Origin of the sequence: Streptomyces sp. HPF1205, assembly GCF_020400825.1 — a bacterium.
Taxonomy (GTDB): Bacteria; Actinomycetota; Actinomycetes; order Streptomycetales; family Streptomycetaceae; genus Actinacidiphila.
Genome location: NZ_JAINVH010000002.1, coordinates 1 through 17762 on the forward strand (window position 1 = coordinate 1; position 17762 = coordinate 17762).

13 protein-coding genes and 5 pseudogenes are annotated in these 17762 nt (G+C 68.7%); 7 read left to right on the forward strand and 11 right to left on the reverse strand.

Going from position 1 to position 17762, the window contains the following annotated elements; all coding sequences use genetic code 11:
* On the forward strand, positions 1-1518 hold a 1518-nt coding region (locus K7G61_RS02290; RefSeq protein WP_225844866.1), incomplete at its 5' end, for an Ig-like domain repeat protein.
* A 404-nt stretch (positions 1519-1922) separates the two neighbouring features.
* A pseudogene (locus K7G61_RS02295) lies at positions 1923-2012 on the forward strand (GntR family transcriptional regulator); the annotation flags it as partial.
* Positions 2013-2320: 308 nt separating this feature from the next.
* Here the strand turns inward: K7G61_RS02295 and K7G61_RS02300 are convergent.
* Positions 2321-3106, reverse strand: a complete 786-nt coding sequence (locus tag K7G61_RS02300) for a hypothetical protein (RefSeq protein ID WP_225844867.1) — start codon at positions 3104-3106, stop codon at positions 2321-2323.
* Positions 3107-3286: 180 nt separating this feature from the next.
* The gene (locus tag K7G61_RS02305; RefSeq protein WP_225844868.1) at positions 3287-4201 is read right to left on the reverse strand and encodes a hypothetical protein; all 915 of its coding nucleotides are present in this window, start codon (positions 4199-4201) and stop codon (positions 3287-3289) included.
* A gap of 393 nt (positions 4202-4594) precedes the next feature.
* Here K7G61_RS02305 and K7G61_RS02310 point away from each other — a divergent pair, with 393 nt between their 5' ends.
* A complete protein-coding gene (locus K7G61_RS02310; protein ID WP_225844869.1) occupies positions 4595-5038 on the forward strand; it encodes an adenylyltransferase/cytidyltransferase family protein in 444 nt (147 codons plus the stop codon).
* A gap of 231 nt (positions 5039-5269) precedes the next feature.
* Here K7G61_RS02310 and K7G61_RS02315 read toward each other — a convergent pair.
* Both K7G61_RS02315 and K7G61_RS02320 read right to left on the reverse strand, forming a co-directional pair.
* A pseudogene (locus K7G61_RS02315) lies at positions 5270-5476 on the reverse strand (hypothetical protein); the annotation flags it as partial.
* Positions 5401-5876, reverse strand: a pseudogene (locus K7G61_RS02320) (winged helix-turn-helix domain-containing protein). The pseudogenes K7G61_RS02320 and K7G61_RS02315, both read right to left, overlap by 76 nt.
* A gap of 265 nt (positions 5877-6141) precedes the next feature.
* Between K7G61_RS02320 and K7G61_RS02325 the strand changes: the two are divergent.
* Positions 6142-6345, forward strand: a complete 204-nt coding sequence (locus tag K7G61_RS02325; protein WP_225844870.1) for a hypothetical protein — start codon at positions 6142-6144, stop codon at positions 6343-6345.
* 274 nt (positions 6346-6619) lie between these two features.
* A pseudogene (locus tag K7G61_RS02330) lies at positions 6620-7183 on the forward strand (chloramphenicol phosphotransferase CPT family protein); the annotation flags it as partial.
* A 125-nt stretch (positions 7184-7308) separates the two neighbouring features.
* Here the strand turns inward: K7G61_RS02330 and K7G61_RS02335 are convergent.
* Entirely contained in the window at positions 7309-7806 is a 498-nt protein-coding gene (locus K7G61_RS02335) for an ankyrin repeat domain-containing protein (protein ID WP_308190573.1), read from the reverse strand.
* A gap of 294 nt (positions 7807-8100) precedes the next feature.
* Positions 8101-8541 (reverse strand): hypothetical protein, encoded by a 441-nt coding sequence (locus K7G61_RS02340; protein WP_308190574.1) that lies wholly within the window; start codon positions 8539-8541, stop codon positions 8101-8103.
* Between the two features lie 864 nt (positions 8542-9405).
* Here K7G61_RS02340 and K7G61_RS02345 point away from each other — a divergent pair.
* Positions 9406-9954, forward strand: coding sequence for a hypothetical protein (locus K7G61_RS02345; RefSeq protein WP_225844876.1), 549 nt, complete (start codon positions 9406-9408; stop codon positions 9952-9954).
* A gap of 11 nt (positions 9955-9965) precedes the next feature.
* On the opposite strand, the gene K7G61_RS02350 is transcribed toward K7G61_RS02345, so the two are convergent.
* On the reverse strand, positions 9966-10358 hold the full coding sequence (locus K7G61_RS02350) for a hypothetical protein (protein ID WP_374204027.1): 393 nt from the start codon (positions 10356-10358) through the stop codon (positions 9966-9968).
* A gap of 67 nt (positions 10359-10425) precedes the next feature.
* A pseudogene (locus K7G61_RS02355) lies at positions 10426-10836 on the reverse strand (protein spdB); the annotation flags it as partial.
* Between the two features lie 41 nt (positions 10837-10877).
* Between K7G61_RS02355 and K7G61_RS02360 the strand changes: the two are divergent.
* The gene (locus K7G61_RS02360; RefSeq protein WP_225844878.1) at positions 10878-11606 is read left to right on the forward strand and encodes a hypothetical protein; all 729 of its coding nucleotides are present in this window, start codon (positions 10878-10880) and stop codon (positions 11604-11606) included.
* Positions 11607-12247: 641 nt separating this feature from the next.
* On the opposite strand, the gene K7G61_RS02365 is transcribed toward K7G61_RS02360, so the two are convergent.
* From K7G61_RS02365 to K7G61_RS02375, 3 genes are all read right to left on the reverse strand, one after another.
* Positions 12248-12898, reverse strand: a complete 651-nt coding sequence (locus K7G61_RS02365) for a hypothetical protein (protein ID WP_225844880.1) — start codon at positions 12896-12898, stop codon at positions 12248-12250.
* A gap of 558 nt (positions 12899-13456) precedes the next feature.
* Complete coding sequence (locus K7G61_RS02370; protein ID WP_225844882.1) at positions 13457-16519, reverse strand: hypothetical protein; 3063 nt, start codon at positions 16517-16519, stop codon at positions 13457-13459.
* A gap of 587 nt (positions 16520-17106) precedes the next feature.
* Positions 17107-17427, reverse strand: a complete 321-nt coding sequence (locus K7G61_RS02375) for a hypothetical protein (RefSeq protein WP_225844884.1) — start codon at positions 17425-17427, stop codon at positions 17107-17109.
* Between the last annotated feature and the right edge of the window lie 335 nt (positions 17428-17762).

A 17762-nucleotide genomic window follows, 5' to 3' on the forward strand; every position in this document is an offset into this window, starting at 1 on the left:
ACACCGACGGACACACCGACCACCACCCCGACCCCGCCCCCGGCGAACCCGGTGACGCTCGGGCAGTTCCCGGGGCCGTGGCCGGGCATCTGGGGGCCGGGAATACTCGACACCAACCCGTCGAACCCCGGCGTCCTGGCCATCGGAGAGACCGGCATCTCCACGGACTCGATGTCGGTGGTCGACGTCTCCACCGGCACTCCGCAGTCGACCGCGTGGTACTTCGGCGACTACACCCTGAACTCCGGTATCTCGGACATCGACCTGGTGCCCGGCAGCACCCCGCAGGTACTGGTGAACGGTACGCAGCGGGACGGCTACTCGGGTGGCAAGTTCACTGCCGCGGGGGCCTACCCGGCCGGTGAACGCGCCGACATCGCCGCGAACGGACTGGTCGCCCAGGCGTCCGGCACCAATGTGATGGTGTACAAGCCGAACGCCACCCAGCCGCTGCACAAGTACGCCGTCGGAGGCACCGGAGCCGCCGCGCTGACATGGGCCCCGGACTACTCCCGGATCTTCGCGCTCGTGGGGAACGGCAGCACCTACACCCTCAAGGTGCTCACCGACCCGACGAAGAACGTCCCGACCCTGACACTGAGCGCCCCCGCGACCGCCACCCGCGGCAAGGCCCTCACCGTGAAGGGGAAGCTGTCGGCGACGGTGCCGGTGAGTTCCGGCGCCACCCTCCAGGTCCTGCGCGTGGACCTGGAGAGCCCCAAGGGCAAGGCGCTGGCGGCCGTCCACCCCAAGGCGGACGGGACGTTCGCGTTCAGCGACACCCCGCCGGCGGGCGGCACGGTGACGTACAAGCTCTCCTACGCGGGCGACGCCACGCACACGGCGGTCAGCGCGTCCCGCAACGTGGCGGTCTCCCGCACCGCGACGACGCTCACCGTCAACAACACCGGGAAGGTCTACAACTACAACACCAAGGTGACCTTCACCGCGCACCTCGGGGCCACCTACAGGAACCGCACGGTCGAGATCTGGGCCGACCCCTACGGCGGGGACAAGCCCAACAAGCTCGTGCGTACGGGGACGGTCAATTCCCGGGGCTACATCAGCACGACCGTACAACTGGTGCGGGACACGGCCATCACCGTCGTCTACAAGGGGGACGCCCGCAGCGCCCCGCGGACGGTGAAGGGGACCGCGTACACGCGGGTCGCGATCTCGACCGGCATCAGCAGGTACTACAAGACCGGCAGGATCGGCTCGAGGTCGTACTACTGGTTCCACAAGTCGACCGCTCCGTACGTGACGACGGTCATGACGGCCTACCCGCGCCGCGCCCAGCGCCTGGATCTGGAGATCTACTACGCCGGCAGGTGGTACGCGACGGACTCCGAGTACTTCCTGCTCAGTAGGACCGGAAGGTCGGTCGTCGACCTCGGGGCGCCGGGGGAGTCCGGCATCAGGGCCCGGATCAGGGCGGCGTACATAGACACGTCGTCCGGCGACTACGTCAACACGACGACATACGGGGCCTGGAAGTACCTGTACTTCTCCAACTGAGCCTGTTCGAGCCTTCCCATCGGGGTCAATGCGACGCGCCGCCCGGACACCTTCCGGGCGGCGCGTCGCGAATCCAGCCCTCGGGCCGGGGCCACCTCGACGTTCTGGTCATACGGGGTGAGGCGCCGCCGGCCCGGACGCCAGTCGCCGCACTCCCGGCCCGCCCGTCCTCTCGTCACCGGCGACGAGATCGCTCGTCCGGCCGGGGTCACTCGGGCCGCCGCTCATCTCCACTCCGCCCGGCCTCATCGCCGACGCCCATTCCGCCGCCGCGACCCGCACGAGCCCGGACCAGGCACGGCTGTCCACCGTGTACAGCCTCACCACCGCCGTCCTGGTCAAGATCGGCTCCCACGACCGCGCACGTCTCACCGCCGACCGCGCCCGCACCTGGGCCGAGATCTCCGGCCCCCGCCGACATCGCGGCCCGACTGGGCCTCGCCGAGGGCGACTTGTGCGTCCGCACCTCGTACGAGTTCCTCGCCGGCGGCAAACGCTCTGGGGAGGTTGGGGAGCGGAGAGCCGGTTGTCGGAGCGGTCCCGTAGGGTCGCCACCCGTCTGAGGCCGGTGCTCGTTGCGGGGGGGACGTCGTGAGCCTTGATCTCGGGGTGTGGTCTGAGGAGGCTCGGCCCTCACGTGCCGCGGGGGCAGAGACACTTCGGCGTCTGCGCGCGGGCGAGGAGGCGTTCCAGCATCGCCGCGGCGACCGTCGCGTCGCCGAGGGCCGAGGTCCAGTCCGCGATGCCGACGATGTGCTCAAGATCGTGCTCGACGACTTCCGGCCGCAGCGCTTCGTCTCGTTCAGCCAGCCGCTTTTGCGCGCAGCCGCGCCACGTCGGCGGCGGTCCATGTGTCGGAGGCCGGCGGCGCCGTGACGCGCACGGGAGCACCGTAGTCCGACCAGGTGAACGTCGCGAGGAAGGCGCCGTCGGAGAAGTCGCCGCGTATGGAGGCCTGGTAGGGCAGGTGATCAGGGCCGAGCCACACCTCGAAAGTACCGACTCGCGTGCCGGACTCCTTCAGCCAGGGCAGCACTCCGCTACCCGGCCCGCCCGCCGCGACGGCCTTCGCCACGTGCGCGGCCGACACGGTGCCGCGGTAGCCGGTGAGCACCCGGTCCTGCTCGGTACGGGTACCCACCCGGTGGACGTCGGCCGATGTCAGCAGCGCGCCTACGGCGAACATCGGATCGCTCGCTTCGACCTGCTCCTTGAGCAGCACGACCCCATGGCGGTTCGGCTCGCCCGCGCGCCCGGCGAGGTCGGCCGGGGTGTACTCACCCCAGTGCCTGCCCCGAAGCGACGGGGTCAGGACGGGAGAGCCGGTGTAGAACGCCTCGGGCAGCGACCGCGCCAGCCCGACGTCGCCCTGGCCACTGCTGCGCATGGACTGCAGAACCGGCCCGTCGGTGAACGTGAACGTGACATCCGCGCCCACCTCGTCCACCCAGGTCTGCGAGCCCTTGAGCCGGTCGGTGCCGTAGACGCCGTCGTGCACCACCCCAGCCGCCTTCGCCGAGCCCTTCGCGTTGGCGGCCCATACGGCCAACTGCAGCGCGGTGGCCGCGCCCGAAGGGCCTGTCGCCACGGCGGCGGCCGACCGGGACGCGCTGGGCCCGGTCGGCTTCCCATCTCCCGCACCACCCCGTGCCCCACCACAAGCGGCCGCTGCCGACAGCAATCCTCCGGCCGCCACGGCGGCCACGGTACGCCGGACCCGACCCCTGGGCATGGTCATCCCCCCTCGGCAGGCGGCCCTCGCCCCTGCTCAGGCCTTGGTCGGGGTGCTTCCCGCCAGGTCGGTGAAGTTCACGCAGTCCGAAGCGGGCGGCGCCTGGACGTGAACGGCCACACCGAAGTGCGAGTAGTACACGGTGGTGTCCAGGTCGCCCTTCTTGGTGCGGGCGTGAGTAACGACCTTCACGGGCAGGTGGTCGGCCGTCACCCACAGGTCGACCCGCTCGCTGGTGACGCCCTTCTTCCGCAGCATCGCGCGGACACCGGCCAGATCCGAGGCACTCAGGTGGGGGTGGTCCTGGCGGGCGAGGGCCATCACGTCCACCGTCCCCCGGTAGTGCGTGGCCGGCACACCCCGTACCGTCTCGGTGCCCACCTGCCGAAGGTCCCCCGAGGCCAACGCGAGGTCGACCGAGCGGACCGGGTTGTCGCTCTGGAAAGCGTCCTGGATCGCGGTCCCGGACTGGCCGGTGATACGCGCCAGGTCCGCGTACCCGTACCTGATCCAGTGCTTTCCGCCCAGGAGACCCGCAGCCTTCTGCCCCATGTTCGCGTAGTACGCGCCGGGCAGGTACCGGGCCACCACCGTGCTCTGCCCCGTAGCCCCGCGGATCGCCTGTGCCGCCTTTCCGCCGGTGACGTTCATGGTCAACTGGCCCTCCAGGCCCCGCGACCAGTCGATGTCGCCCTTGGCCGTGGCACTCATCGTCGTACCCACGCGCATGGTGATCTCACCGGTCGCCGAATGCACCTTGCCGGTGTCCGCCCGCACCAGATCCAGTGCCTGCACGGCCTGGACCACGGTGCCGTGGCCGCCGGCCGCCGCACTCGGCGCACCCGCCGGGCCGCTCCCCTTCGCCGTACCACTGCCCAAGGGGCCACAAGCGGCCAGCGAGAGCGCGGCGACGGCGGTGGCAGCGAACACCGCCCCCTTCAACGAACGCATCAGTTCCCTCCCCACCCCGGGAACCCCTCCCGGAGCACCGGTAACCATAGCCCAGAGCAATGACAGCACCGCTGCGGCGGGCGTCCTCCCCAGCCGATCTCCGTCCCCAGTTCTGCCGGAAGCCGGTCCGCGCCCTTGGAGGTGGTCGCGGAGAGCCGACGCGGCACAGACGGAGCGGGCGGGCGAATTGCGGGTCCACGGCTGGTCCGCTGCGCGTCGTCATGCCGGGTCGGGCAGGGAATGTGGCCGTCGACGACCAGTCGGCCGGTGTTCGTGATCAGTTACGACGCGGCCCCCTGGAGACCACCTGTAGCCGTGTCCTCGGACAGGGTTGACAGCCACGGACGATCACTGCAAACTCGGTCGGCTTGACGCTGCAAAGGGGCGAAAGCCGTGGCCGACCGGAACGAGCCGGGCAAGAAGGGGAACGTCTACGTCGACATGGCGGGAGACCTGTTCCACCCTGGACACGTGGCGCTGCTCAAAGCCGCGCGCGCCTTTGGAGAGCGGCTGATCGTCGGCGTGCTCTCGGACGAGGTCGTGGCCCAGTACAAACGGAAGCCCATCATGACCCTGGGCGAGCGGGTCACCGTGATCGAGGCGTGCCGGTACGTCGACGCGGTGATACCGGACGCCCCGTACCGGCTCACGGCCGAGTTCCTGGACGAGCACGACATCGCGGTCGTCGTGCACGGGGACGACCTCCCACCGGAAGCCGTCGAAGAGGTCTTCGGCCCGGTGGCAGCCGTCGGCAAACTGCGGCTCGTGAAATACACCCCCGGCGTCTCCACCACGGATCTCATCCGACGGTGCCGAACGCGAGACCGCAACTGGTGACCTTCATCGGGCGCCGTCTGCCGGACCCGTTCCCCGGTTCAAGACATACAGCCTGCGCCATCACCCGTCGAATCCCCGTAGCGCGCCGGGATAGGCCCACCCCGCGTGCGAGATCGAGCGCACACGGGCTCCACCACTCCCATGCGGGCGTCCCGTTCAGCAGTATCGGTGTGGCCGGCCTGGGCCGTCGCCTGGCCCGGCCACTTCCGGTAGAGCAGGCCGTACTCGCGGGTGAACCAGCCTCGGCTCACCCGCTTTGTGGCAGGCCAAGGCGGCTACCGATAAGCGGCGGCGGGAGCGGCACCTGACGCGGACGACCGGGGTGTGGCCGCGGCGGGACCACGTGCGGGTGATCGGCGGCGTCATCGAGAAGCCGGCCTCGTCTTCGAAGACCAGCCAGGCCCCGAGCGCCGCCACGGTCCTTCCACGTCGGGCCATGTCTCCTTCACCCAGCCGGCCACCGCCGCGTCGCCGCGCTCCATCGCCCGGCCGGCGGGCGCCTGACAGCTCCGCCATGCCGTTTCAGCAGCGCGGCGACGCCCTGGATGGTGCAGCTCTTGTGGAACCGGCGCCCGATCAGGGTCTTGATCCGTGACAGGGCCCAGGTCTGGTCCGGCCAGCCGTGTGCCACCGGCCCCTTGGCCAGCTCCTGCTCCAGCACGGCGAACAGCTCGTCACTGAGCAGCGGCAACGACGCCGGCCCCTTCGAGGCCAGGGCCCCAGCGGCGCCCTGCGACCAGGCCTTGCGCCAGCGCAGTACCGACCGGACGCCGACCAGCAGGTCATGCGCGATGACCGTGCTCTCCTCGCCCTGGGCGAACCGCTCGGCCGCCTCCATCCTCAACCTCTCGCGGAAGACCCGCCGCTCGGCCGTCAGCCCGCCTCCTTGCGCATACCCCATGAAGTCGGCACACCGCAGGGATCATGGACCGTCAGCCCCGCCGACACCGCCCTTTGAAGATCGGTAAGAACTCGTTACGGAATGAGCCGTTTGCGACCGGTCGGATTTCTGGCTCCGTCCCTCTTTCCCAGGTGCGGCAACCTACCCATCGCCGACCGTCAGCCGCTTGGACAGGCTCCGCGGGAGCCCTTCAGGAGGTGTCATGGCGAAGGTCACCATCAGCCTGGACAGCGATTTGGCCATCGAGGTCATGCTGCTGGCCGGCGTCAGGAGCGCTCAGGACGCTGTCGAGTTGATTGTCCGGGACCACCTGGCACGGGGTCACCGCACCGAGGCGCGTGCCGGTAACGCCGCCGACCAGGATCGCCTCGCCGACCGGCGGTCAGCGCCGGAAGAGGGCCGATGAGCACTTCAGGTGAGATCGGCGTGTCGGCTGGTGGTTGCGGGTCCTTCTGGGCGCCGCCGTCAGAACAACGCGAGCACCCCTCTGAAATGCGGCGGTGGCTCACAAGCTTCATCGTCAGTCCACACAACTCACGGTGATCACTGATGGCCGCAGTCGTCTCCGCGCCAGGTCCCACCGGCTCGATCAGGCCGTACGTTCGGACCGGCGGCCGCCTGCGGCCGCCGCTCGCCAAGATCCCCTGAGCGCGGCTCCGGCGACCTGGGATCATGCCGTTATGGCATCTGGTCGCATCATCTTCCTCAACGGCACCTCCAGCTCGGGGAAGTCGAGCATCGCCCGGGAGCTTCTGGAAATTCTCGATGACGGCGTCTTCTTCCACCTGGCGGTCGACGGCTTCAACGCGATGCGCAGCAAGCGGGAACTCGGGGCCGAGGAACTCGAAGAAGCGCTGCGGCGGACCAGGATGGGCTTCCACCGCTCGATCGCGGCCATGGCCGAGGCAGGCAACGACATCGTGGTCGACCATGTGCTGAGCGAGCCGTGGCGACTGCTCGACTGCCTGACGGTGCTGCGGCCCGAGGACGTACTCTTCGTCGGCGTCCACTGCCCGCTCGACGAACTGACCCGCCGCGAGCTGGCCCGGGGCGACCGCCCACCAGGCCTTGCGGCGCACCAATACCACCTGGTCCACGAGCACGGCGACTACGACCTGGAGTGCGACACCAGCACGGCAAGCCCACGCCAATGCGCGCAACAGATCAAGGAGTTCCTCTCGCACCGCCCCAACCCGACCGCCTTCACCCGCCTCCGCGGACGCTACCTGAGGCACCCCTACGCGGCCGTGCGGCACCTGAGCCCCGAGCCTGATCCGTACAGGCAACAGGCTGTGCATGAAGATCCAGCACCTTCCACGAATCACGACCCGCAGAGGCGGCCTGACCTGGGGCGCGAGGCAAGCAGACCCTACGAGGAAGAACCTTTCACGTCCGGCAAGTGGGCCGCGACGTCATAGTTGGCGATCTTGTCGGCCAGACCGCGCGGGCTCACCCCGTGCGCGTTCTCCCGCTCCGGATCGGCCCCCGCCTCCAGCAGCACACGCAGGATCGCGCCCTCCTCGCGAAAGTTGAATACCGCCGTCCACAGGGCGGTATTGCCATACCGGTCAGGCACATCCACCGCTGCCCCAGCGGCTAGAAGAGCCTCGGCGGCCTGCGCGTTCTGGGCCTGCGCGGCGAAATGCAGCGGCGTCCACCCGGCACTGTCTGCAGCGTCCAGATCCACCCCGCTCACCGCAAGCCCACGCAAACAATCAACATCACCGTTCAAAGCGGCATAGTGCGCCGCCGTCCGGCCCGCCCGATCCCGCCCCTGAGCCCCTCGCGTCATGACCCGCATCCTCCCCGGAGCTCGACGAAGGAGAGAGGGGCACCCCCCACATGGATGTTCTGCGACGATCTGCATTCGCGTTTGAGATCGCGCCAGCAACGCCGCAACGATCGCAGCTCGCCCGTCCCCACCGCACCCACCGCGGCACCCAGCACTGCGGCCAGCCCCGCATCCATGACGCTCATTCTCGCCAGCACTGCTTCTACAGGCGGCTATTCGGCAGATCTGGTCGAAGACTGTCAAGCACTCGGGTCGTCTCCGGGCCGTCTGAGACCGCACAACGATGACCAACGCTGACAACCGTTGACGGCTCAGCCGCAGATCACAGCGTTGATCGTTCGTAAGGCCCCAGGTCAGCGGGACCCCTGTTCACTTGTTCGGCATCTGATCGGGCAGGCTCAGTGGTTCGTGGTGATGCCAGATCAAGTAATGATCTTCAGTGCGCAACTCGGCCGAGCCCCATTCGAGCCTCATCACGCCGCGGTCCATCGCGCAGGCATACGCAACCAGAACCAGCCCGACATCCGAAGGAAGGTGGCTGAGGTCGCGGTGTACGTCCTGCTCATCCACCTCGGGGAGACCCAGGTCGAGTTCCCCTTGCATCGGTTCAGGGCCGTGATAACGGATGAGGTCTGCGCGGAGGCCGGTGGCTCGTCGGAGCCGCGCAGCCGTGACGGGTACGTCGGTCTTCGCATAACGTATCGGATAGATGACGTGCCCCGCGATGATCATGACCGTCCGACCCTGAAGGCGTACAGCGGATGCGTCGGGGAAGAGTTCAAGACTGGCGGCCAACTCCTCGTACTGCACCGCATGGAGACCATGGCCGTACGCCTCAAGTGTCTGAGTGTGGACACCTTGGTGACCGCTTCGCGCTCGCTCATGCGCTCGGGTAAGGCACGTGGGAATAGCTCTCATCAACTCCTCGGCCTGGTCACCGAACATCTTCCGGGCCCACGGCGTCACCGGTGCCACAGTCCCACCGCCCTTCCCCCACATGCCGGACGTCATAGGTGCCTGCTTAGACGGTGAGTCTCGAAGCCGGAGCGCACAAGTGCGCGCAGGAGAGTAGGAAACGCACAACCGCACATTCACCAGGCGTAACGGCCCAGCGCGGTCGTGCCCCATCCGTGCCCGATCCACCGGGGAACCGCGGGGAACCCCGGTCACTACCCGACACCGCACACGCCAACGGCCCCTGACCGAATCGCCTGGTCAGGGGCCGTTTCCCGTACCTCTACCGCGGAGGCTGTGGGATTTGAACCCACGGTGACATCGCTGCCACGACGGTTTTCAAGACGGGACACCCGGCAGTGGCCGAGGGGTGGTCTGACCTGCGGCGGGGGTGGCATGGGGGCGTGAACGGTCGGCCGATGGTCCACGGCTGGTCCACCAGCTCGGGAACAGCCCGATGACCGCTACTGCCCTGACGGTACGGGCAGGCGACGGCCTCGCGGGCACGGCGAGCAGGAGCAAGCAGGTGTGCCCGAGGGCGGGCGAGCGCGGACACCTGCGGATAATCAGCGCAGTGGGAGGAGCAGCAGCCCGAGCTAGAGGCCATCGCGCTCGATGAGTGAGCCGTCAGGGCCCCGAGAGAAGAAGCGCGGTGGGCCCATGGCTTCCACGGCCTTCTGCAGCGCCGCTTCCCGCTCCGCGGGTATGTTCCACCACAGTGTGTCTGGACTCTGGCCCGCCGAGTACTTGTGGATGCTTGAGGCAGCGGCCTTGAAAGATGGCGTTACGGCCTTCGAGGTCTACATGGAGAGTGCTCTCCAGGAGACCTTTGAGCACCTCCGCTTCGGGCCCGAAGGCCAGAGAATGCGTCTGCGGCTGAAGACCAACAAGAACCAGGAGTCGCCTCCGTGGTCCTTGCTGGCCTGCGCTCACAAGATCCTCGGCACTACCGTCGACACAAACGGAGTGGAGGAGATAAGAGCTCTCCGCCACCTGCTCACCCATCAGCGGGGGGAGCTGCGCCATGAGCAGTCGTGGCGTCGCTTCCGTGACGAAAGCCTTGAAGCAACGATGCAGGACTATGAGCGATCGTACGTCGGCGGCAAGGTGATGCTAGGCGAGGCGAGGGTTCTGCGGCTTCTCGACGAACTAGGCGCTGTTGTCCGCGAGGCAGACCGGCCCGTGTGGGCGCTGAGGTGGAACAAGGGGACACTTCCTGCGGAGGAGCTCTACCGCGCAAAGTGTGTCGAGCTCGTGCCTGCCGACTAGCTTACGGTTGATCAGCTAGGGTCCCCCGGACTCAAATATCCGCTGTCCTCGTGTTGGGCGAAGCCCTGGTCGATCAAGTCGTTCATACACGTTTCTTCGCTGTCCAGCACCTTGGCGTAGTACCGCTGCAGTACTGCGATGCTCTGGCCTGCCCTGCGCGCGGTCTCGGCGAGGCTGACTCCGGAGCGCAGCCAGAACGAGACGCAGGCATGCCGCAGGTCGTACGGGATCGACGCCAGAGGCGAGGCGACCTGTGCCGGGGTGAGTGCGCGCCGTCGCGCTTCCTTCCACACCGCCCCGTACTCCTGTGACCGGACGGGTCCGCCCCGGGCCGCACGGAACAGCCGACCGTCTGTGACGACCCCTTCCCGCGCGATGTGCTGACGGAGCAACACGTCGGTCATGACGAGGTGGCCTTTCGAATGAGGGGTGACCGATCGGAGGGGTGGGGGGGCCAACCGGTGGTGGTTCGGCAATGACGCGCTTCCACGCAGCCCGCAACCGGACCTCGGCGGCGGTGTGACTGGCAGCGCGGAAACGCACGGCCAGTTCCTGGTACGACGGCGGGGGCGCCTGCTCGGCCAGAAGCGCGGTGACGATGCGGTCCAAGTCCGCATCCGTCAGCGCGGGTGCCTCCAGCGCGGGCGCGGTGTCGACCGGGCCCCACACGGGTGTGACGCGGCCCGTCACGCTGGTCAGGGCACGTGCGGTGTCCTCACCCGCGCGGACCTTCTCCAGCGTCGATCATGCTTCGGACAACGTGGCGGCGGTGGCAGCCTGCACCCGTGCGACGCGCGCCCCAGCCTGCGTCACGGCCGCAAGGCGGGTCTCCTCGGTGGCGGCTTCCGCCCGCAGCCGGGCCCGAGCCACAGCGGCTTCGTCATCTCGCTTTGTCAGTGGGGGCGGCTACTGTGCACCCGCCGATGAAGGCCACACCCTGGGGAGGGGCTTTGGGAGCCAAGACGGGCTTTCTGGTGTACGCCGACGGCGAGGTACCTGGGCTGCTGCGAGAAGCGGGCACAGCGGACCTCGCACGCACGGCCGGCATGATGCGGCTGCTCTACCCGGGCTGCGAGATAGAGGAGATCGCAGGCTCGACTCTCTGGGACGGCGTATACCCCCCGGAGGGGACGGCGTACGCGGCGAGCTGGCCCGGCATCGAGGTCATCGGCGACCAGAGGGTGATGATCGACTTTCCCTCCCAGCTCCCGGAACACCTCGTAGCGTCGAGCGTCGGCCGGCGGCTCGTTCTGCACGCCATGCACAGCGTCGTGGACTGGCTCGCGTTCGCCGTGTGGGAGGACGGCCGACTCGTCCGCTCGCTGAGCCTGTCCCCGGACAGCGGCATCATCGAGAACATCGGCGAACCACTCCCCTTCGAGCTGCCCTACTGGGCTGGAGACCGCCCGGCCGACATCATCCCTTGGCCGGACGAGGACGAAGAGCCGTACCCACTGCCGTTCCACCCCTTGGAACTGGGCGAAGACGCGCTGCGCGCGCTCTGCGGCTTCGTACTGGAGGGCCACCCCGAGCCGGACGACATCGACACGGACAGCATCCGACTGCACGGCTTCCGGGTCCGGGACCCACACGGCCCTGATATCCACGTGCTCGTCGCCTTCATGGCGGTCCGGGTCGAAGATCTCCGCTAGTGACCGCTCCGCCTCAGTCCAAGATTTTTCATAACCAGTCTCAGACCAAGCCGTAGACAGCCGTAGGAAAGCTCGGATGTCAGCCTCAGCGTGCTTCCACTCGTCGAAGGCTTTGCTGACTGTGCCTGAGCTCTCGTTCCACGTCACCACGGCAGCCTACGAACGCACGCAACTTCAGCGCAGGGATTTTTCACGCCTCGGTCACTGCCCCCGATCACGTCGCGGCGGTCTGGCCGCAGGTTGGCCGCGCGCCCTGGTCAACGGTGGTCAATCGTGAGACACCTCACGCACAGAGCGGGTGCCCCTCTCGGAGGGACACCCGCTCTGACCTGCTCTTACTGCTACCTGCGCGGAGGCTGTGGGATTTGAACCCACGGTGACATCGCTGCCACGACGGTTTTCAAGGCCGACTCGCGCGACGGAGGCGCACGCGGTCTGATCAGCGGAAAAGCTGGGTGGCGAGCCCGTGGCCGCGCCGGGCTGACCAAAGGTTGACCACGGGCGGCTGACAAAGCTCGTTGGTGCACGTGGGCCCGTACCCGGGTTGGCAGCGCCACCGTGCTTTCGCAAACGGCCTTGGGCTCGACCCGGCCGCCGTCGACGCGGGCCTCACCGTGCCGAACGCTGAAGCCATGGCCACGTCACCTTGCCGAGTCGTCCCTGGCTTCGGCGTCGCTCGACCGGGCGGTGGCCTTCCGGAGGATCTCCTCACTCAGAGCCCAGCGGTCCGCCCCGGGGTCGAACCTGTGCCCGCGCTGCGAGGTGACCGTTTCGGCAAGCCGCCTGAGCTGCCGGGGGTCGAGGTCATCGATCATTTCTGCCGCGAGCAGCATCGCGTGGTACTGCTCGAAAGCACTGTGAGAGTGTCCGATCGCGTCGAGGACCGTCTCGAAGTCCCGCAACTCACGCTTGGCACGCATCAGAACCAAGGCGGTGATGCGCTTCTCCTCGTTCCCCTCCCGCAGCCAACGCAGAACCTCCGCCGGCTCGAACGACTCCCGTTCCGCCTGACGGCGGGTGCGAGCGACCAGCTCCTCCAGCACCCGGGTGCGCTCCGGGCCGGGAGCCATCGAGTCGCGCAGCCTCCGGTACTCGGCCGCCGCGGGCTCGGCCACACCCAGCAGGGCCCGCGCCTGCTCACGCAAACGACGCGCGGTGGCACTGTCCCCCCGCCGTTCCGCCTCCTCCGCGAGCGCGTACGTATCCGCGGCCGCCGCACGAAGCCTGAGCTTGGCTCCCCCGAACTCAAAACTCTCCAGACGATCCTCGAACAGCGCGAGAACCAGCAGCACACCACCGAGACCGACCAACGCCCCCGTACCCGTCCCGTTCCCGGTCACGAAGACCGCGCACACCCCCGTCCCCAAGGAACCCGCCCCCAGCAGGCCCACGAGCACACGGCGTAAGCGCGCGAACCGCGTCGCTGTCGAGCGCAAGACCACCGAGTTCTCCCCTCCTCGCTGGGAGGAAACTACCGTGCGCCGTCTGCCTCGGCGTGTCGAACCGAACAGATCGACAGGGAGCAGCGCAGGCCACTGCCGACCATGGTGGCCGCGCTCCCACCCTTCCCTGGCAGTAGGGCAGCCGCCCTTCTCGCCCACCGTCCCATTGCGTTGCAGGAGGCGAACCTGCCGGAGCGAGGCGGCCCCCACCGAGCGGGCCGGCGACGTCGAAGACGGCGGCGCACCCTTCGCTGCCCGTCCCGGTCCTACGGGACACGCTCCAGCGGATCCGCGCCTCGCCGACCCCACCCTCGGTGACCGGGAGCCGATGGCCCAGGCAAGGCGCTCTGAGCTGCGGCCCGCGTGCACGTCGCTCCCGGCACCGTTGAATCCTTGACTCGGCAGGTGTCAGACCAGGGACTTGTAGATCTGCCACCCTCGACCGACCTGCACACGTGGTGCGAATCGGCGGTTGCCGAGGCCGTTGTAGCGCCACAGGCCGCCGTTCTTGTCGCGGGCGATGAGGTCGTTGTTGCCGTCGTGGTTGAGATCGCCCACTCCAACGAGGGAGTTGTAGACGTTCCAGCCGGCGCCGATGCGCAGGCGGGCGTTCATGCGGCCTTTCTCGTTGCACTGGTACTCCCACAGCACGCCGGACTTGTCCCGCGCGAGGAGGGAGCCCCACTGCGGCAGGCCCGCTTCCATGGAGTGCACACCGACGATCATGTCGTAGATCTGGTAGCCGTAACCCATTGTGGTCCGCGGGGCGAACACGCCGGACGCTGTTCCCCTGTAGAGGTAGAGGGTGCCCGAGGTGTCGCGGGCTATCAGGTCGGGGAGACCGTCACCATCGGCGTCGCCGGGCGACGTCAGCAGGTTGTAGATGTTCCAGCCCCCGCCGATCAGGTGGGAGGGCGACGCCGGGCTGAGCGGCAAGCCCTTGGCGCCGTCGTAGCGCGTCAGACGGCCGGAGGCATCGCGCACCAGCAGGTCGTTGACCTTGTCGCCGCTGAGGTCGTCGATCGGCACGATGGTCGAACCTGAGGGCCAGCCGGTGGCCTTGAGCGTGGCAGGGCCCACCGATCCGGTGCCGGTACCCGGGCGGACGTCAATGCCGCCATGGGACGTCAGGGCCAGCAGGTCACCGATGTCGTCACCGGTGTAGTCGCGGGGGGCCTCCGGGCCCCCGGACAGCTTCACCGTGCCCGTGACACTACTCGTACCGCCTCGGCGGTCCGCCGGCGTCAGCGTGAGCGTCCAGGTGTAGTCGCCGTCGGGGGTCAGCAGCTCCCGGCTGTCGCGGCCGTCCCAGCACAGGCCGGCCGCCCGCGAAGTCGCCCCGCCGGAGAACGACTTGACGACCGTCGTGGAGCCCTTCTGCCGCAGGTCCACCCGCCAGGACGTCGCCGGCCGGGTCAGCGTCCACTCCGGCCGCCACCCGCATCCGCTGGAGGACACTCCTGCCAATGCGCTCACTTGGCTGCTGAGAACGCCGATCGGAGACGGTGCCACACCCGACGGCAGCACGTGCGTGGTGCCCTGTGGATCGGTATACGCCAGGAAGTCGCCATACTTGTCAAGGGCCCAGGTCATGTCCCGGTCGTCGGAGTACGAGCCGGCCGGCAAGGCCGCCACCACCCGGTCCGGCGCGGCCGATCCGGTGTGCACATCGGTCAGCACCAACTGGTCGCCGGAGTGCCGCAGCACATAGCCGTCACCGAGCAGGGCATGACCCGCGGGGACGGAGACCGACTTGTGCGACACGCCGTCCCAGACCCCGGCCGGACCGTTGCCGCCGCACGACCAGTACAGCCACCGCCCGAGCACCTGGATCTCGTCGGGCACGCAGGGCGCGTCTGTCGCGACCGTACTCGTCACCCTGCCGGTCTTCGCGTCGGCGGCCGTGAACACGCCGGGTGTGGCCGTGGCCGACCACAGCGTGTCGCCCCACAGCGCGGCTGTCGTGGCTGAGCGGGTGGAGAGTATCTGCGACGACGTGACGTCGAGGACGTACTGCTCGCCGTCCGAGCCGTCGAACAGCAAACGGGCACCGCTCCCCGAGACGATCCGACCGCCGTGGGAACCCGGGATCACGATGCTGGCCCGCCGCCCGTGGACGTCGTCGTCCCCGGTCTTCGTGCGCGACACCCAGGCCGAGGAGTCACTCGTGCCGTCATCGCTGTCAGCGAGAGCCAGGCAGCGCAGCCCACCGTCGCAGCGAGGCATACCGGCGTCCGACACGGTCCCGTCATCGAGCGTGAGCCCGAGCGTCGGCGCCGCTCCGCCCCCTACCTCGGTTCCGCTGACGTAGGCCGTGACCGAGGTATCGGGCCCGGTCTCGGCCCGCGAGACAATGCCCCTCGCGACGGAGAGGCCGATGTGCTCCGGTTGGTGGGTCGGATAGCGGTACACGACGGTCGGCGCGCCGCCTGCCGCCGGCACTTTGTAGGCGACCTTGGCGCCGGTGTCGTCGACGCCTGCGACCAGAGCACCGTGATCCGCGCTCGTACGCAACGTTCCCGCATCCTGCAGCAGGACGGTCGCCGGCCCGCCGTCCAGAGGCACGGAGTAGAGCGTGCCGTGCGCTTGGTCGCTCGTGAAGTCCTCTTCGAGAAGGACGGAGTCCGTGAGGACCAGGATCTTGCTGTCACCCGCAGGTCCGGGCAGGCTCAGTTTGCGCGGTGCCGACTGCGGATCGCTGCGCGGGCGCAGCTCCACTGCTCCATCGGCTCCCCAACCGAACAGATCATGGTTGAGCAGGGGCGCGTTGTCCTCGGGACCCGACACGGTCAGCGACGCGGTGTCCGTGTCCAGCAGTCCCGCGGTCCACTGCGGGTCCATGGTTTCGAACTGCATCACCGCGGTACCCGGGGCCACCCGCCAGGCGCCGAAGGAAGTGGTGCCCGCGGCCGGCCAGCCCGTCACCGGGCGATCCGTGAAAACCCCGTCCGCCTGAGGGTCCAGCAGGTGCAGCAACTGCGGCGCATACGGGCTCGTACCTTGCACGGCGCCGGTGGCCGCGACGGTCCAGCCGGACGATGTCGGAAGGACCTGCACAGCCGTTCGGCCGGCGGGGAGCGGGTACGTGTTCCACGTTTCCGCGGCCCGGTCGTAAACCTTGACCCCCGTCCCGCCCTGGACCAGCGCCCACAGCAGCGTGCTGCCGTCGCCGAGCCTGGTCGCCTGCGGGCCCGGGCTCAGGTCCCCCAAGTCGTGGGCCAGAGATCCGTCGTCGTTGTACCAGGCGTAGTGAACGCCGACACCGGCCAGAGAATCCGACCGGAGCAGGTAACCGGTCGCGTCGCCCACGGTCACCGGCCAGCCCACCGGACCCGCCTTCTGCTGCGGCGCGATAGTCAGCTCGGCCGGGGCCGTATCGGCTTGGGCCAGTTGCGGGAGCGGACCGGCCGCCGCCGCGACGGCCGCAAGCGCGGCCACCAGGGCACGGCGGACTGTGGTGCTACCGGTCAACGTGAATCCCTCTCCTGCACGGCCCCCACGCAGCCGCGGCATGGCCTGCGGACAGCCCATGGCAGGTCCGCGTCGACGAGGAGGCGCCGTGGCCCGAAGGCGAGCGGACGGGCGCGCCGCAGCGCATGACAGCACGCTGCCGCGAAACGAGATCGACGAACCCCCCGGCCCCGGTCATCCCCCAACGAGACAGCGAACTTTAACAGTGGCCACACCCCAACGGAATCCCAGGAGGCGGCGGATACGCCCGCCGCGGGCGTTGTTCCCCGCGCCCCCACCGTGGTTGACTCCTGACTCTCGTCCCGCATCTCCGACGCGAGGTGACCTTGCCAGCGGTACACGACGGCGATGGAGTCGATGCAGGCGCCGACTGGGCCGATGACCACCGCTTCGAGGTGATCACCGGCACTCCCCTGGTTCGCAACGCGGTTGGTAGTTGCGCAGCCCACGCTCGTATCCCCATGAGCGCCGAGGAGTTCCTCGCGAGGACCGCCGTCGTGTTTCCGGCCCTCGGCGGAGCCGTAGCCCGCGGGGCAGTGGACCGCGGACGCATATGGGCACTGAAGCGGGGCTTGCGTACCGGGGCGTCACAGGAAGGTGCCATACCGGCACCCATAGGCCGCGTCATCGCCGCCGTTCTGTGCTCCATGGCCTTCCACGGCCAAGCGGTTCGATCCGTCGAGCAGCGTGAGGACGGATGCACCCTGACCGCCGAGATCCCCTCTGACCGCAAGACCTTCGGCGGCGTACTTCGAGTACACGTCGACCGTGGTGCCGACCGCAGCACCACCATGCACGCGGAGGCGCAGATTCCCGGACAGCTCTACGACTGGGGGGAAGAGCAAGCAGACCCTCACCGGCTTGTTCGCCGACGTGCTCGCCCTCCCGAACTCCAAGGTGCGGGCCATCGGGATTACTGCCGCGCCTCCCACTTGCTGAGCAGCGTCGTGTCGAGGCGGCACGGTACACGTCGTTCCTGACTCCCGCCCAAGGCCACGATGAAGGCCAGGTCAGGGCTCACGCTCGGTTTGGCCGGGGCTGGGCACCGAGACGGCGAGCCGGTCACCTGCGCCGGAACAGTCCGCGGGCCATGGAGCAGAGCCGCGACCCCGATCCTGGCAGCCGCTCGCAGTCCACCCGCTGTTATAGTGCGCTTCTTGTTGCTGGGGGGACATCCGGGGGCCGGGGGGCTTTCGATTCTTCCTGCGCTGCCGTGCGCAGGCCGCCGCGTGTCCGTGCGTCT

Excerpts from the sequence above, each read along its gene's own strand:
- K7G61_RS02305 (WP_225844868.1), bottom strand. The coding sequence starts at position 4,201 with ATGCGTTCGTTGAAGGGGGCGGTGTTCGCTGCCACCGCCGTCGCCGCG.
- K7G61_RS02325 (WP_225844870.1), top strand. The coding sequence starts at position 6,142 with ATGGCGAAGGTCACCATCAGCCTGGACAGCGATTTGGCCATCGAGGTC.
- K7G61_RS02335 (WP_308190573.1), bottom strand. The coding sequence starts at position 7,806 with ATGCAGATCGTCGCAGAACATCCATGTGGGGGGTGCCCCTCTCTCCTT.
- K7G61_RS02350 (WP_374204027.1), bottom strand. The coding sequence starts at position 10,358 with ATGACCGACGTGTTGCTCCGTCAGCACATCGCGCGGGAAGGGGTCGTC.
- K7G61_RS02360 (WP_225844878.1), top strand. The coding sequence starts at position 10,878 with ATGAAGGCCACACCCTGGGGAGGGGCTTTGGGAGCCAAGACGGGCTTT.
- K7G61_RS02375 (WP_225844884.1), bottom strand. The coding sequence starts at position 17,427 with ATGGCCCGCACCTTGGAGTTCGGGAGGGCGAGCACGTCGGCGAACAAG.